Annotated in this window: 14 protein-coding genes; 6 read left to right on the top strand and 8 right to left on the bottom strand. The window is 33.4% G+C overall.

The window, feature by feature from the left end:
* From O9267_RS01110 to O9267_RS01075, 8 genes are all read right to left on the bottom strand, one after another.
* On the bottom strand, window positions 1-699 hold the full coding sequence (locus tag O9267_RS01110; RefSeq protein WP_298175300.1) for an SGNH/GDSL hydrolase family protein: 699 nt from the start codon (window positions 697-699) through the stop codon (window positions 1-3).
* Window positions 696-1,598, bottom strand: coding sequence for a metallophosphoesterase (locus O9267_RS01105; RefSeq protein ID WP_298175299.1), 903 nt, complete (start codon window positions 1,596-1,598; stop codon window positions 696-698). The genes O9267_RS01110 and O9267_RS01105 overlap by 4 nt, the downstream gene beginning before the upstream one ends.
* A 32-nt stretch (window positions 1,599-1,630) precedes the next feature.
* A complete protein-coding gene (locus O9267_RS01100; RefSeq protein ID WP_298175298.1) occupies window positions 1,631-2,413 on the bottom strand; it encodes a DUF3050 domain-containing protein in 783 nt (260 codons plus the stop codon).
* Between the two features lie 82 nt (window positions 2,414-2,495).
* The gene (locus tag O9267_RS01095) at window positions 2,496-3,131 is read right to left on the bottom strand and encodes an HAD family hydrolase (RefSeq protein ID WP_298175297.1); all 636 of its coding nucleotides are present in this window, start codon (window positions 3,129-3,131) and stop codon (window positions 2,496-2,498) included.
* 66 nt (window positions 3,132-3,197) lie between these two features.
* Window positions 3,198-4,376 carry an acyl-CoA dehydrogenase family protein gene (locus tag O9267_RS01090; protein ID WP_298175296.1) on the bottom strand — a complete coding sequence of 393 codons (1,179 nt, stop codon included), beginning with the start codon at window positions 4,374-4,376 and terminating at the stop codon, window positions 3,198-3,200.
* Window positions 4,377-4,561: 185 nt separating this feature from the next.
* On the bottom strand, window positions 4,562-5,224 hold the full coding sequence (locus tag O9267_RS01085) for a methyltransferase (RefSeq protein ID WP_298175295.1): 663 nt from the start codon (window positions 5,222-5,224) through the stop codon (window positions 4,562-4,564).
* A gap of 93 nt (window positions 5,225-5,317) precedes the next feature.
* Window positions 5,318-5,842, bottom strand: a complete 525-nt coding sequence (rimM, locus tag O9267_RS01080; RefSeq protein WP_298175294.1) for a ribosome maturation factor RimM — start codon at window positions 5,840-5,842, stop codon at window positions 5,318-5,320.
* Between the two features lie 12 nt (window positions 5,843-5,854).
* Complete coding sequence (locus O9267_RS01075; protein WP_298175293.1) at window positions 5,855-6,433, bottom strand: 30S ribosomal protein S16; 579 nt, start codon at window positions 6,431-6,433, stop codon at window positions 5,855-5,857.
* 201 nt (window positions 6,434-6,634) lie between these two features.
* Here O9267_RS01075 and O9267_RS01070 point away from each other — a divergent pair, with 201 nt between their 5' ends.
* The 6 genes from O9267_RS01070 to O9267_RS01045 all read left to right on the top strand — a co-directional run bounded on the left by O9267_RS01070 (window position 6,635) and on the right by O9267_RS01045 (window position 16,101).
* A complete protein-coding gene (locus tag O9267_RS01070) occupies window positions 6,635-7,099 on the top strand; it encodes a DUF6252 family protein (RefSeq protein ID WP_298175292.1) in 465 nt (154 codons plus the stop codon).
* A gap of 144 nt (window positions 7,100-7,243) precedes the next feature.
* The gene (locus O9267_RS01065) at window positions 7,244-7,597 is read left to right on the top strand and encodes an RNA-binding protein (protein ID WP_298175291.1); all 354 of its coding nucleotides are present in this window, start codon (window positions 7,244-7,246) and stop codon (window positions 7,595-7,597) included.
* 370 nt (window positions 7,598-7,967) lie between these two features.
* A complete protein-coding gene (gene dnaE / locus O9267_RS01060; RefSeq protein ID WP_298175290.1) occupies window positions 7,968-12,503 on the top strand; it encodes a DNA polymerase III subunit alpha in 4,536 nt (1,511 codons plus the stop codon).
* Window positions 12,504-12,674: 171 nt separating this feature from the next.
* Window positions 12,675-14,324, top strand: a complete 1,650-nt coding sequence (locus O9267_RS01055) for an ATP-binding protein (RefSeq protein WP_298175289.1) — start codon at window positions 12,675-12,677, stop codon at window positions 14,322-14,324.
* Between the two features lie 271 nt (window positions 14,325-14,595).
* Window positions 14,596-14,913, top strand: coding sequence for a thioredoxin (trxA, locus tag O9267_RS01050; RefSeq protein WP_026717477.1), 318 nt, complete (start codon window positions 14,596-14,598; stop codon window positions 14,911-14,913).
* Window positions 14,914-15,174: 261 nt separating this feature from the next.
* Window positions 15,175-16,101 carry a DUF58 domain-containing protein gene (locus O9267_RS01045; protein WP_298175288.1) on the top strand — a complete coding sequence of 309 codons (927 nt, stop codon included), beginning with the start codon at window positions 15,175-15,177 and terminating at the stop codon, window positions 16,099-16,101.
* Window positions 16,102-16,114: the final 13 nt, after the last annotated feature.

Below are 16,114 nucleotides of genomic sequence, written 5' to 3'. Positions count from 1 at the left end.
TTACAACCCCAAAACCACTTTAGCTTTAGGAAAAATTCTTTCCACAAATTTAGAGTAAGCAAGTTCTGACGGATGTAAACCATCACTAGCTACTAAATTAGGTTGCGCTAATCCTTGTCTTGTAATATCAGTGATGTTCACAAAAGTGATATTGTTTTGAATGCAATAATTTTCTGCAAAAGCGTTGTAAGCATCAATTTGAGTTGAAATAGTTGTGTTTCCATTTCCAAAAGGTGTGTAGGCATAGTCAGGAATTGAAACTACAATTACATTTGCTTTTATTCCTTTTGCCTTAGTAATAGCAATATTTACTAATTCCGGAAACTCTAGTTCGTACAAACTAAAAGGTTTGTTTTGATATTGATTGTTAACACCTATTAATAAGGTAACTAAATCATAATCATTTGTTGGATTTTGACTAGAAATTGCCGATTTTAAATTGGTAGTTGTCCAACCTGTTTGTGCAATAACATTAGTCACAAAAACATCTTTAGAGGTAAGATTATTTTTAAGTTCGGTTTGTAATTGAATTGGGAAACGACAAGTCTCACATACACTTTGTCCTATGGTGTAACTGTCTCCAAGTGCTAGATATTTTATTGTTTTTCCATTCGTTGAAGTCTGCACCGTATCATTTACTGAACAGCTTACAAGCAAAGCGAATAATACTAAAGAACCTATTTTAAGTAAATGTTTCATAATGATTTATACGAAATTATATCTACTGGAGTTTCAATATATTCTTTTACAATCTGTAAAACACCATCATCATTTGTATCAATTAGCCATTTTACTAATGAAATTTTTCCGTTTTCAATTTCAATTCCAGTAATATTTCTAGGGTGAACACAGCTTCCGTCATTGAAAAAATTCAATAAATTTTCTTGAGGTTTTGGAAAATGTGGACGATGTGTGTGACCAACAATTGTGATAATATTTCCATTATCAGTTATCCACTTTTTTATTCTTCTTTCTACTTTTATGGATTCAAGATAATTTTTTGCTGGACTTGTCGGGTCTTTTATTCCCCAAACTTGTAAAGGTTTCCAAAGAATTCTAACAAAAAAACGATTGAATTTCCAACCTACATAATTGAAAAAATCAGCCTGATGTCCGTGAGTTAAAAACAACTCTTGACCTGTTTCTGAGTTTTCTAGAACGATAGCTTCATGAAATTCTAAATTAGGCATGAAAGGCATGTTTTTTCCTTCGCCAGTATCAAAATATTCTGCAAAATTCTTTTTTACAATATTCGGATTACGATAAACCATATCATGATTACCATAAATCATGTGTAGTTTATTTTGCAAATAGAATTTCTTTAGTAATAAAAAAACATTCTTATTAGCTTCCAAAATATCTTTGAAAAATAAATTTTCCCACAACTCATCACCATCACCTAGTTCAACATACTGAAAACCATTTTTATAATATTGGTTTAAAGCGTGCATATAAATATTGCGATTGTTGGCAAAATCATCGGCAAAACTTCCATCACCTCGATGACAATCACTAAACAATATAAACTTATCCGAATTTGTAAATGAAATTCGTTTGGCTTGTTGATAGGCGCGTGTTAATCTTGTTTGAGATGACATAAGGTAAAATTTACTTGATAAAGATATAAATTTTATACCATTTCAAGTCTCATTTCCATTTGCGCTTCAATAGCATTCCAAAGTCCGATGCGTTTTTCTAATGCTTGAATGGAAATTTCTTCAACTTCTTTCCATTTTTGTTCAGAATCACCGCAAAGCTCTGTTACCATTTGCATTGCCATTGGACCATGTTCGTCGGCATCAAGTTCTATATGTCTTTCGAAATAGTAAATTAGTTTTGATAAATCAGTTTCAGGAAAATTGGTTTGAAAATTCTTCAAAATTTCGGTAAACATACTCGGAATCAAATCTTCTCTTCCAAAAGTAAAGGCTGCGGCAATTTTATGTGATTTTCCTTCTTCAATAACTCTGAAAGTGAAATCTAAAAAAGCTTTCACATTTGGATGTAAATCACTTTGTTTGATAGAAACAAAGATGTTTTGAGTGGTTTTTACATTTTCTAAAAAATTAATAACCGGTATTGTATTTGCTCCACATTGTTGCATGGCATCCAAATACATTTCAAAATGACTTTGACGTGAACCATCAAGTGCCAAATCAGTTTCTTCAGCCACAACAATTTCGTTGATTAAATAACGAACTTCAGGATTTCCAATTGGTAACCAAGGTGTTGTTGTGCAAGTTAATTTGTTTTGCAATGCTTTTAACAACGACATAAAATCCCATACGGCATAAATATGGTTTTCTAAAAAGCAGTGTAAATCGTCAATTGTTTTTACTTTTTCGTATAACGAATGAGTAAGTAATTGATTTTTATATTCTTGAATATTGTTGTTGATGGTTTGAATAGTCATCGTATAAATTTTTATGTAAAAGTAAAAAAGCCTCTCGAAAATGAGAAGCTTTTTATATCAATTTTATTTATTGTTTAATATGTTATTTCAGTAGATTGCTTAATTCGTTCATTGAAAAGCATATAGGTATATTTTCATTTTTGAAGCGTTCTTTATTATTGTCATTAACAAATCCAATTACATCAAAACCGCCTTTTTTAGCTGCTTCAATTCCAGTGATACTATCCTCTATTATTAAACAATTAGTATTATCAAATCCCATTTTTTTAGCAGCATGCAAAAAAATGTGTGGTTCGGGTTTCCAACTATTAATTTCATAAGAACTGAATATTTTACCTTCAAAGTAATGTATTAATTTTGTCGTTGTAAGATTGCGAACTATTTTTTCCATTGGCCCGCTTGAAGCTACACAAAAAGGAACGTTAAGTTGGTTGAGTACTTCGTGAATTCCATTAATAGGTTTCAAATTTTTGGCAAATTGCTCAAATGATTTTATTCTGAATTGATATTCAAAATCAGATGGTAATGATTTTCCAAATATGTTTTCTATATAGTTTAAGCTATATTTTAATGATTTTCCTGTGAAATTTTCTAATGCTTCCTCTTGTGATATTGTAACACCAAGTTCATTTGCCATTTCGGTTAAAACAGAACTAGAAATTGCCTCGCTATCAACCAAGACTCCATCACAATCAAAAATAATACACTTGTATTTCATTATATTTATTAAATGTAAAATGCTTCCCAAATATGAGAAGCATTTTATTAATATATTTTTTTACTCTTATTTGAATGCTGGAATTCCAGTAATATCAGCACCTGTAATTAACAAGTGAATATCGTGTGTTCCTTCGTAAGTAATTACAGATTCTAAGTTCATGCTATGACGCATGATTGAATATTCGCCTGTAATTCCCATACCACCAAGCATTTGACGGGCTTCTCGAGCGATGTGAATTGCCATGTCAACATTATTTCTTTTCGCCATCGAAATTTGAGCTGTTGTTGCTTTTCCTTCATTTCTAAGAACACCTAATCTCCAAGTTAGCAATTGCGCTTTGGTGATTTCAGTAATCATTTCGGCTAATTTCTTTTGTTGCAATTGGAAACCAGCAATTGGTTTGTCAAACTGAATTCTTTCTTTTGAATATCGTAAAGCCGTGTCGTAACAATCCATTGCAGCACCGATTGCGCCCCATGCGATTCCGTATCTTGCAGAATCCAAACACATCATTGGGGCTCCAAGTCCAGATTTCCCAGGCAATAAATTTTCTTTTGGAACTTTTACGTTATCAAAAATTAATTCACCAGTTGCACTTGCACGAAGCGACCATTTGTTGTGTGTTTCAGGAGTTGAAAAACCTTCCATTCCACGTTCAACAATTAATCCGTGAATTCTTCCTGTTTCGTCTTTTGCCCAAACTACAGCAACGTCAGCAAAAGGCGCGTTAGAAATCCACATTTTGGCACCATTCAACAAATAATGGTCGCCCATATCTTTAAAATTAGTAACCATTCCACTTGGATTAGAACCAAAATCAGGTTCTGTCAACCCAAAACAACCCATAAATTCTCCAGTTGCTAGTTTTGGTAAATATTTCATTCTTTGTTCTTCGGTTCCGAATTTCCAAATAGGATACATCACCAATGAAGATTGAACCGATGAAGTTGAACGAACACCAGAATCACCTCTTTCGATTTCTTGCATAATTAAACCATAAGAAATTTGGTCTAAACCAGCACCACCATATTCTTCTGGAATATACGGTCCAAAACCACCAATTTCTCCCAAACCTTTAATAATTTGTTTAGGGAATTCAGCACGTTGTGCATAATCTTCAATAATCGGAGAAACTTCGCGTTTCACCCAAGCACGAGCAGAATCACGTACTAATTTATGTTCTTCTGTTAGCAAATCGTCTAACAAGTAATAATCTGGAGCTTGAAATAAATCTGGTTTCATATTATTGTATATTGTAATGTTTTATGATATATATCGATTTCACGAAAACGTTTGCAAAGTTAAGAAAACATATTTGAGAAATTGTTCAACGTTTGTTATTTTTTGAAGCTATTTCCAGCTATCCGCTCTATCTTTTCCTTTTTAAAGAAAAAAGAAAAAGGATGCTGCTTCTATCTGGGCTAGGGCTACATCTTTAAATAGAAGTCTTTCGTAAGATTGATGTAATCATCAGTATATTCGTGACGGTTGATTTCAATAACCAATTCGTCTGCTGTTAAAACAGAAAGCTCATATCGTTTAAAAGCTAATAAACTTCTAACAATAGGTGTGGTATGTGAACCTTTTACACGAGTAACCTTTACAGGATAAAGCTCAATTTCTATACATAAATCAATGAATTTTGCTTCTTCTTTGTAAGGGATTATTACTGCGAAAATCCCGTTTTCTGACAATAGTAAATCGGCAGCTTCAATCAAATCTTTAAAAGGCAAAGCATCTTGAAATCTTGCCAAATCCCGTTGAGAATTATCCGTTTTATAATCTTCAGAATAAAAGGGTGGATTTGAAATTATAATGTCATATTCATCTTCAGGGTCGTCAACAAATTCATCCAAACCTGCGTGAAAACAAAACAATCGATCACTCCAAGGAGAATTCTCAAAGTTTTCAACACATTGTTCGTAGGCTTCTTCATCAATTTCTAATGAATCAATTTGTTCAGCATTGCTTCGTTGAGCTAACATCAATGACAAAATTCCAGTGCCAGCACCAATATCCAAAACCGAAAACGGATTATTATCAATTGGACACCAAGCTCCAAGTAAAACACCATCTGTGCCAATTTTCATAGCACATTTGTCTTGTTGAACAGAAAATTGTTTGAAACTAAACAAAATGATTTATAATTTAAGAATTCTGAAAACTGCGACTGCGACTGAAAACTACAAATACATTTCCACCAAGCCTTCTGGCAAATTCATAATCACTTTCTTATTCTCTCTATCGATTTTTACCAAAAATTGGTCAATCATTGGAACAAGAATTTCCACATTGCCATTAATCACTTCAAAAAGAGGTTGAGCTGAAGTGTCGTTTATAGAAACAATTTTCCCAAAAACACCTAAACGTTGGTCTTCAATTTCAAAACCTATAACTTCGTGAAAGTAGAATTTGTTACCTTCAAGTTTTGGCAACATTGTAAGTGGTAAGTAAACCTCGCAACCCAAAATTCTGTCAGCTTCTTCTTCGTTGTTTACATCTTCAAACTGTGTGCGAAGAAAATCATTTTTATGTAGGTTGCTGTTTTCAATAAAAAATGGAACCAAATTTTTGTTGAAGTCAACAAAAACTGATTCCATATTTTCATATAATTCGGGTTCATCAGTATCTAAATAGATAAGAACTTCCCCTTTGAAACTAAATTTTTTAGCGATTTTGCCTAAGTAGAAACAATCTTCTTTACGCATTATCGCAATTTATTAAGCTTCTGTTTCTTCGCTAGCTTCTTCAGCAGCTGGAGTTTCCTCAACTGCAACTTCTGCAACAACTTCTTCAGTAGTTTCTTCTGCTACTTCTTCAGTAACTTCTGGTGCCTCAGCAGCTTTTGCAGCTTCTACAGCAGCATTAGCACGTTTTTCATTAGCAACAGTTTCAGCTTTTAATGCTTTAGCTTTAGCTTCAGCTTGTTTTTTAGACAATCCGTCTTTTTTAGCATCAACTTTACCAGCTTTAGCTTCTAACCAAGCAGTTAATTTTGCATCAGCTTGTTCTTGAGTCAAAGCACCTTTACGAACTCCACCATCAAGGTGATGTTTTAATAAAGCACCTTTGTAAGAAAGAATTGCTCTAGCAGTCTCTGTTGGTTGAGCACCATTGTGTAACCATTGAACAGCTGATTCAAGGTTTAATTCAACAGTTGCAGGATTTGTGTTTGGATTGTAAGTACCAATTTTCTCTAAGTATCTACCATCTCTTTTTGAGCGAGCATCTGCCGCTACAACCCAGTAAAAAGGTTTCCCTTTTTTACCATGTCTTTGTAATCTAATTTTTACTGACATAATCTATTTGATTAATTTGAGGTACTCGACCTCGGTTATTTTTAAGGGTGCAAAGATATAAATTATTTTTAATTATACTACAACTACTTATATTTTTCGAGTAATGAAGTTGTTAAAGCTCCAAAAATAGAAATTTTATGATTTTTTTTTAGAGAATTCTATTAAAAAAACTATTTTTGACAAATATTAATTAATTCAATAATGAAAAAAATAGCCTCATTCCTACTTGTATTATTGGTTTTCAATTCTTGCTCTGAAAACGTAAAATTTAATGATGTTGCTTTTCAAGCACTAAAAAATACTGCTTTTTGGAAAGCACCGCAATATACCGTTACTGTTGCCAAAAATGGCTCATTAACTATCGAAGGAATCAACGCTAATGAATTACTAACTTTAGAAACTACATCAGCTAACAAAGGAAATTATGTTATTGGTAATGGAGCTGTAATTCAAGCGACCTATTATATAATTGAAAATGGTGTTGAAAATAATTTTGCAACTGGAATTAGTGAAGATAAAGGATTTGTAAAAATCACCAAATATGACGGAGCTACTATTTCTGGAGAGTTTGAGTTCAAAGCAATAAACGAAGATCTTGGTGCAGATCAATTATATGTTGATTTCAAAAAAGGATATTTCAACAATCTTCCAGTAACAAAACTATAAATTTCTCAAAATAAACTAGTTATACAAACCGCTTTTTTTAAGGCGGTTTTTTTTATTTTAGTTAAAATAAATGATAAAAGAGCTTAAATAAATTTTTTGCTTTAAAAAATAGACTACATTTGTTTAATATTTAAAAAAATACATATGAACATTTTTGTTGGAAGTCTTCCATTCAGTATTGAGGAAGCAGATTTAAGAGAGTCTTTTGAGGCTTATGGAGCAGTTGATTCTGTAAAAATTATTAGTGATAAATTCACAGGTAGAAGTAAAGGATTTGGTTTTGTTGAAATGCCAAATGATGAAGAAGCACAAAAAGCTATCGACGAATTGAACGGTGCAACTGTTCAAGGAAGAGCAATTGTTGTAAACAAATCTGAGCCAAAACCAGAAGGCGAAAGAAGAAGTTTCAACAACAACCGTGGAGGTGACTCTAGAGGAGGAAACCGTGGCGGTGGTTATGGTGATAATCGTGGTGGTGGAAACAGAGGAGGTTACTAAATCTCACTTTTCCCCAATTTAAAATAATAAACCATTCGTTTCCGGATGGTTTTTTTTGTTTTTAGAAGCGAATGGCTCGGGCTTTATCAGTAATCCATGTTCCTGCTTTTCGTTCCAAACGTAGTTCACTGAACTCCAATTAAAATGAAAATTATGTGAAGTAATCTTTTCTTTTTTGAAGAAAAAGAAAAGGATTTCCACTACAATCAAGGCTATTTAGCCATTCATTTTTACTTTTGTTAATAACTAAAATTGACAAACAATTCATTAAAATGTACTTTTGGTAAATCCCAAAAAAACAAGTTCCAAATCACAAACAAGTGCGATTTTTATTGGAATTTGGAATTTTTCAATTGAAATTTTTTAAAGTATGTATTTAATCTTTGACACCGAAACCACTGGTTTACCCAAAAAATGGGCCGCACCAATATCTGACACAGACAACTGGCCAAGATGTATCCAAATTGCTTGGCAACTGCATGACGATATGGGAAACCTTGTCGAGCATCAAGATTATCTTATCAATCCTGAAGGTTTCAATATTCCGTATGATGCCGAGAGAATTCACGGAATTTCCACAGAATTAGCACAACAAAACGGTATTGAGCTTAAAGAAATGCTGGAGAAATTCAATATTGCTTTATCTAAAGCCAAATATATTGTAGGTCAAAACGTTGGTTTCGATGTCAATATAATGGGTTGCGAATTCTATCGTATGGGAATAGATTCGCCAATGACACAAATGCCTGTTTTAGACACTTGTACCGAAGTCACGGCATCACTTTTAAAATTACCTGGCGGTCGTGGCGGAAAATTCAAATTGCCAACATTAACCGAGCTTCATCAATACCTTTTCAACGAACCATTTGCAGAAGCACACAACGCAACTGCCGACGTTGAAGCTACAACACGTTGTTTCTTAGAATTAATTCGTACCGAAGTTTTTACCAAAGAAGAACTCGATGTAGAACCCGAATATTTTGAAGATTTTCAACTAAAAAATCCAAGATCAATTCAGTTAATTGGTCTAAAACATATCAATCTCAAAGAAGCATCTGATAAAATTCGTCAGCAATTTGGTGAAAAAGAAAATGTTCCGATTTCCAAAGAAACACTTTCCGAAAACAAACAAATTCTAATCGATACTGATTTTGTTCATCTTCACAACCATACTCAATTTTCTGTTTTACAATCAACCGTTTCGGTAAAAGATTTGGTTGCGGCTGCCGTGAAAAATAAAATGCCAGCAGTTGCCATGACTGACATGGGAAATATGATGGGGGCATTTCATTTTGTTAGAGATATTTTAAATCATAATAAATCGGCAGAAGCCAAAAACAAAGAGGCTGTTGAAGCTGGCGAAACACCAACTGAAATAGTTATAAAACCAATTGTAGGCTGTGAGTTTTTCGTTTGCGAGAACCATAAAGACAAAACACGAAAAGATAATGGTTATCAAATTGTACTGCTTGCCAAAAACAAAAATGGCTATCATAATTTGGCAAAAATGGCGTCAATTGCCTACACAGACGGTTTCTATTATGTGCCAAGAATTGACAGAGAAATCATAAAACAATTCAAAGAAGATATTATCGTTCTCTCTGGAAGTTTATATGGTGAAATTCCAAATAAAGTTTTAAATCTCGGTGAAAATCAAGCCGAAGAAGCGCTGCTTTGGTGGAAAGAACAATTTGGTGACGATTTGTACATCGAATTAATGCGTCACAATCAAGAAGATGAAACCCGTGTTAATCAATCTCTGATTTCATTAGCAAAAAAACATGATGTCAAAATGGTTGCGACTAACAATTCATTTTACATCAATAAAGAAGATGCCAACGCGCATGATATTTTATTATGTGTTCGTGATGGCGAAAAACAATCTACGCCAATTGGTCGTGGTCGTGGTTACCGTTTTGGGTTGCCAAATCAAGAATATTATTTCAAGTCGAGTGAAGAAATGAAAAAACTCTTCGCCGATTTGCCAGAAGCTATTTCGAACATCACTGAAATTGTAGATAAAATCGAAATTTTCAATTTGGCTCGTGAAGTTTTGCTTCCAAAATTTGATATTCCAGAAGAATTTTTGGTAGAAGAAGATAAAGTTGATGCCGGAAAACGCGGTGAAAATAAATTTCTACATCATTTAACTTACGAAGGAGCAAAACGTAGATATGCCGAAATCACTCCAGAAATTCAAGAACGTATTGATTTTGAGTTACTAACAATACAAAATTCAGGCTATCCAGGTTATTTCTTAATTGTACAAGATTTCATCGCCGAAGCCAGAAACATGGGCGTTTCTGTTGGTCCAGGTCGTGGTTCTGCAGCAGGTTCAGTAGTTGCTTATTGCCTTGGAATTACCAACATTGACCCATTACTATACAATCTACTTTTTGAGCGTTTCCTAAATCCTGATAGGGTTTCACTTCCCGATATTGATATCGATTTTGATGATGAAGGAAGAAGTAAAGTTATGGATTATGTAATTCAAAAATATGGCTCTAAACAAGTAGCACAAATCATCACTTATGGAACAATGGCAGCAAAATCATCGGTTCGTGATACGGCGAGAGTTTTGGATTTACCATTATTTGAAGCCGACAAAATTGCTAAGTTGATTCCAACCAATTTGAATTTGGCCAAAATATTTTCAATGGATGATGCCAAGCTAAAAGCAGCTTTGCGTCCAGAAGATTTTGATAAAGTAAAAGAATTAATTGCACTTGGAAACGCTTCCGATTTGGGCGGAGAAACCATCCAACAAGCTCAAATATTAGAAGGAAATCTCCGAAACACAGGAATTCATGCTTGCGGTGTTATCATCACGCCAGATGATATTACCAATTTCGTTCCAGTAGCAACGGCAAAAGATTCTGATTTATATGTTACCCAATTTGACAACTCGGTTGTTGAAAGTGCCGGATTGTTAAAGATGGATTTCTTGGGATTAAAAACCTTAACGTTAATTAAAGATACGGTCAAATTAGTCAAATATCGTACGGGAATTGAACTCAATCCTGACGAATTTCCAATTGATGATTTAAAGACTTATGAGCTTTTTCAACGTGGCGAAACCGTAGGTATTTTCCAATATGAAAGTCCTGGAATGCAAAAATACATGAAGGAATTGAAGCCAACGGTTTTTCCTGATTTGATTGCCATGAATGCACTTTATCGTCCAGGACCTATTGCGTATATTCCGAGTTTTATTAAACGTAAAAACGGCGAAGAAGAAATTGTTTACGATTTAGATGCCTGTGAGGAATTGCTAAAAGACACCTACGGAATTACCGTTTACCAAGAGCAGGTAATGCTTTTGTCGCAAAAATTAGCCGATTTCTCCAAAGGTGATGCCGACGTTTTGCGTAAAGCAATGGGAAAAAAACAACGTGACGTTTTGGATAAAATGAAGCCAAAATTCATTTCGCAAGCGGCTGCCAAAGGACATTCGGAAGAAAAACTTGAAAAAATTTGGAAAGACTGGGAAGCTTTTGCCGAATATGCTTTCAACAAATCGCACTCTACTTGTTATGCTTGGATTGCTTATCAAACGGCTTACCTAAAAGCAAACTATCCAGCTGAATATATGGCGGCTGTTTTATCTAACAACATGAATGATATTAAACAAGTTTCGTTCTTTATGGAGGAATGTAAACGAATGGGATTGAAGGTTCTAGGGCCAGATGTAAACGAATCGTATTATAAATTCACAGTAAATAACGAATACGCCGTTCGTTTCGGAATGGGTGCTGTTAAAGGTGTTGGAGCAAATGCCGTTGATACTATTGTTCAAAACAGAAAAGACGCACCCTATAAATCGATATTTGATTTAGCCAAAAAAATTGATTTGCGTGCTGCTAACAAAAAAGCATTTGAAAGTTTGGCTTATGCCGGCGGTTTTGATTGTTTTCCTGAAACGCACAGAGCACAATATTTTCATATAGAAGGGGAAGGAATTACGTTTTTGGAAAAAGCAGTGCGTTTTGGTTCCAAGTTTCAAGAAAACGAAAATTCATCGCAAGTGAGTTTGTTTGGTGAAGCCAGCGATGTTCAAATAGCCGAACCAATTGTGCCGCCATGTGAAGAATGGAGTACAATGGAAAAATTGGCCAAAGAAAAAGAAGTTGTCGGAATTTATATTTCAGGACATCCTCTTGACGATTATCGATTTGAAATGAAATATTTCTGCAATGCTAAATTGGCGCATTTAAAAAGTTTAGAATCCTTAGTTGGAAAAAATCTAACTTTTGCAGGAATTGTAACAAATGTTCAATACCGAACAGGAAAAAACGGAAAAGATTGGGCGATGTTCACTTTAGAAGGTTATGATGAAAGCCATGATTTTAGAATTTTCAACGAAGAATATCTAAAATTCAGACATTTTTTGGTAAACAATCAATTCATTTACTTTAGAATTAATGTAAAAGATGGTTGGGTAAATCGTGAAACGGGCAAAAAATCGGATCCGCAAATTAACTTTCAAGATGCCAAATTATTAGCTGATGTATTAGCAACATTTGCCAAAAAGATTTCCATCCAATTGAATATTTATGACTTGCAACAAAATTTAATTCAGCATTTAAATACTGTTTTTCAAGCCAATAAAGGTGATAATCAAGTAAGTTTTGAAGTGTTAGAAATAGAAAAAGTCATCAAGAAAACAGAAGTAATTCCAGTAAAAGAAGTACTTCCTGTAGAAAATGACACCGAAATCGACATCGATAATTTAGACATTGAAACCGAAATGGAGGATGAAGAAGTGGTGGCAAGTGTTCCCGAAGAGAAAGAAGAAAACAGAATTGTAACACTATTATCAATGCCAAGCCGAAAAGTAAAAATTAAAATTTCAAAAGAATTATTAGAAGAATTAGAACGAATGCAGATTAATTTCAAATTGAATTAGATTACATCATCTCACTTGGATGAATTTACAATTAGATAATTTTATCTTATCGTTTTAATGAAAAGCTATATTAAATATTTTAGACTAAATACTTTAGTTGACAAAATGATAATCACTAAGTGAAATAAATTTTATGGACTACAAGAGGAAATTATTTAAAGATTACAGAAAATGAAAGAAAATAGCATTTTAGATAAAAAAGCACTCTCTATTATAGAAGGTAAAAATGCCAATTGGAAAGAATTAGCTAAGGATTGTGTTTGTTTCGCTAATAGTTATGGCGGTAAAATTAACATTGGGATAGAAGACGATGAAGATGAACCTATTTCTAATCAAATAATTAACCCGAAATTAATTGAAGACATTCAAAAAAGAATATCTTCCTTGACTATTAATGTTGGGATCGCTCCTAGAATAGTTAAATCTAATAACGGAGGAGAATATATTGAATTGTCTGTTTTAAGAAATAGCCAATCGATAGCTTCAACCACAAATGGTAAATATTATATGCGTGTTTCGGATGATTGCAAGCCAGTTTTGCCAGATGACATTGAACGTTTATTTTCAGAAAAAAACACTTTTGTTTGGGAGGATAAAATAGTTAGAAAAATTCCTCTTTTTGAATGTGATGTTATAAAATATAATCAGTTTTTAAAAGATATTCGCTCTTCAGAAAGAGTCAGTACATTTGTTAAAGAGATGTCCGACGAGGAAGTTGCGGACTATTATTTTTTATCTAATAATGGAACTTTAACCAATCTAGGGATATTGTGGATTGGGAAAAGAAAAGATAGGGCTGTAATACATTATCCTCCCTCAGTACAGTTTATTAAATATGACATAGATGAACGTAAAGTTTTTAAAAAAGTTTGGGATGATTTTTCTCAAAATCCAAAAGAATTAATAAATGAAATTTTAACTCAAATTCCTGATTGGAATGAGTTTGTCGAGGTTTCAGATGGTATTTTCAGAAAAAACATTTATAATTATCCTCCTGAAGTAATTCGTGAACTAGTAGCAAATGCATTTGCACATCGTAATTACTCTATGCGAGGAGATATTTTTATTAATCTTTATAGTGATAGACTAGAAATACATAGTCCAGGGCTTCTGCCATTAGGTGTAACGCCTGAAAATATTTTAACAAAGTCCATTCAAAGAAACCCATTGATAGCTAAGCTTTTTTATGATTTAAAATTAATGGAGAAAGAAGGGAGTGGTTATGATAAAGTGTATGAATTACTATTAGGTAATGGTAAAGAAGTTCCTAAAGTTTTTGAAGGTGATGATAGAGTAGTAGTTATTATAAAAAAACAAATAATTAGTAACGAAGTTTTACGACTTATGGATAAAGCTTCTAAAGAACTTCAACTTAGACAAAGAGAACTTATAACATTAGGACTAATTGCTCAAAACGATGGAGTTTCGGCAATTGATTTGTCTGCTATCTTGAATGTAATCAAGCAAAATGGTTTGCAAAATTGGATAGGTAGATTAGTAGATTTTGGACTTATTCTATCTAAAGGAAAAACTAAAGGAACGCTTTATTATGTAAATCCCGAATTTTTAAGGTACAGTGATTTTATTGAAAAGACTAATTTAAAAAGGATTGAACCTCATAGATTGCAGGAACTCATATATGAAGATTTGAAGAACTATCCTGACAGTTCGGTGAGTGAAATTAATAAAAGGATTGGGGATGAAATTAAGCAGCGAACTTTGAAATCCAAGCTTGATGAAATGATATCAACCGATTTAATTGTAAAAACAGGAGAGAAACGTTGGACAGTATATTCTATCAACGTAAAAAACATGAAATAAGCATATAATGTTGATAGAAATGTTGATAGAAATACATGTAAATGTATTGTACCTACTGTATTTTTATAGTTTAACCAAGTAAAAATATAATTCTTATAGATTTAACCTCTAACTAAATCAATTCTCTCAATAAAAAAATAGCTAAAAGTAATACAAGTTACATTTCATTACTAAAATGTTTCTTTATCTTTGTGCTTCAAAATGAATAAAGATTGTTTAGAAGCTCAACTCATAAACTTTTAAACACATAAACTTTTAAACTTAAAAAATTATGGCATTAGCAATAACAGACGCTACTTTTGACGAAGTAGTTTTAAAATCAGACAAACCAGTAGTAGTAGATTTTTGGGCAGCTTGGTGCGGACCATGTAGAATGGTTGGACCAGTTATCGACGAAGTTTCTTCAGAATATGAAGGAAAAGCAGTAGTAGGAAAAGTAGATGTAGACGCCAACCAAGAATTTGCCGCAAAATACGGTGTTCGTAACATCCCAACGGTACTAATTTTTCAAAATGGAGAAGTTGTAGGTCGTCAAGTAGGCGTTGCTCCTAAAAAAACATATACAGACGCAATCGACGCATTGTTGTAGTCTGCAAAGTGAATAAACTAAAGGTCTAACGAGAGTTAGGCCTTTTTTTATGAGCGAATGGCATGGGCATTTTCAACAATCCCTATTCCTGCCATCCGAAGTAGTCCCAACTTGTTAAAGAAACAAGTCGGGAGCTACTTTCTCCTGTCAGGGCTAATTAGCAATCCATTTTTGTAAAATACAGTTTTCAAAAACAACTTTTTTGCAAACTTTTAAACTCCTAAACTTTTAAACTCCTAAACTTTTATTTACATTTGAAACATGAAGATAGAAGAACAAAAAGAACTCATATCAGGATTCAAACATCTCGAACTTGTAGCCAATCAAGTAGTTGAAGGATTTATTTCGGGTATGCACAAGTCGCCATTTCACGGGTTTTCTGCCGAGTTTGCCGAGCACAAAATTTACAATGCAGGCGAAAGTACCAAACATATCGACTGGAAACTTTTTGCCAAAACCGACAGATTATATACCAAGCGTTACGAAGAAGAAACCAATCTTCGTTGTCATTTAATTATTGACAATTCATCTTCAATGCATTACCCAAAGCTAGTATCTGACCAGTTTTTTTACGAAAGCAAAATCGGATTTTCTGTTCTTGCTTCTGCGGTACTTATGAATTTGCTCAAAAAACAACGTGATGCAGTAGGATTGAGTGTTTTTTCAGATCAATACGAATATTACGCACCCGAAAAAGGTTCAGACAGACACCACCGAATGATTTTGAGTAAACTCGAAGATCTTTTGGAAAATCCAAAACAAGCCAAAACGACAGATACGATAAAGTATCTGCACCAAATTGCAGAAAAAATGCACCGTCGTTCATTGATAATCTTGTTTACAGATATGTTTCAGCATGAGAACGAAGAAGCGCTTTTCAATGCATTACAGCATCTAAAACACAATAAACATAAAGTAGTCCTATTTCACGTAGTAGATAACAAAACAGAGCTAAATTTCGATTTTGACAATGCTCCAAGAAAGTTCATCGACCTCGAAACTGGAGAAGAAGTAAATATTTACGCTGACAATGTTAAAGAAATGTATGAAAAAAACGTTGCCGCTTCTTTCAAAAAACTCGCTTTGACTTGTGCTCAAAACAAAATTAAGTATGTTCCAGTAAGTGTTGGCGATAATTTCGAGAAAATACTCACTACATATTTAGTTGAAAAGCAGTCTTTTGGATAATTTTTTAAAAAAT

The sequence above is a fragment of the Flavobacterium sp. genome, from assembly GCF_027531705.1.
Taxonomy (GTDB): Bacteria; Bacteroidota; Bacteroidia; order Flavobacteriales; family Flavobacteriaceae; genus Flavobacterium.
The sequence above is the reverse complement of the archived record's forward strand: the minus strand, read 5'-3'. Positions and strand labels throughout refer to the sequence as shown.

Coding starts and splice junctions, on each gene's coding strand:
- O9267_RS01110 (WP_298175300.1), bottom strand. CDS start 699: ATGAAACATTTACTTAAAATAGGTTCTTTAGTATTATTCGCTTTGCTT.
- O9267_RS01105 (WP_298175299.1), bottom strand. CDS start 1,598: ATGTCATCTCAAACAAGATTAACACGCGCCTATCAACAAGCCAAACGA.
- O9267_RS01100 (WP_298175298.1), bottom strand. CDS start 2,413: ATGACTATTCAAACCATCAACAACAATATTCAAGAATATAAAAATCAA.
- O9267_RS01095 (WP_298175297.1), bottom strand. CDS start 3,131: ATGAAATACAAGTGTATTATTTTTGATTGTGATGGAGTCTTGGTTGAT.
- O9267_RS01090 (WP_298175296.1), bottom strand. CDS start 4,376: ATGAAACCAGATTTATTTCAAGCTCCAGATTATTACTTGTTAGACGAT.
- O9267_RS01085 (WP_298175295.1), bottom strand. CDS start 5,224: ATGAAAATTGGCACAGATGGTGTTTTACTTGGAGCTTGGTGTCCAATT.
- rimM (WP_298175294.1), bottom strand. CDS start 5,842: ATGCGTAAAGAAGATTGTTTCTACTTAGGCAAAATCGCTAAAAAATTT.
- O9267_RS01075 (WP_298175293.1), bottom strand. CDS start 6,433: ATGTCAGTAAAAATTAGATTACAAAGACATGGTAAAAAAGGGAAACCT.
- O9267_RS01070 (WP_298175292.1), top strand. CDS start 6,635: ATGAAAAAAATAGCCTCATTCCTACTTGTATTATTGGTTTTCAATTCT.
- O9267_RS01065 (WP_298175291.1), top strand. CDS start 7,244: ATGAACATTTTTGTTGGAAGTCTTCCATTCAGTATTGAGGAAGCAGAT.
- dnaE (WP_298175290.1), top strand. CDS start 7,968: ATGTATTTAATCTTTGACACCGAAACCACTGGTTTACCCAAAAAATGG.
- O9267_RS01055 (WP_298175289.1), top strand. CDS start 12,675: ATGAAAGAAAATAGCATTTTAGATAAAAAAGCACTCTCTATTATAGAA.
- trxA (WP_026717477.1), top strand. CDS start 14,596: ATGGCATTAGCAATAACAGACGCTACTTTTGACGAAGTAGTTTTAAAA.
- O9267_RS01045 (WP_298175288.1), top strand. CDS start 15,175: ATGAAGATAGAAGAACAAAAAGAACTCATATCAGGATTCAAACATCTC.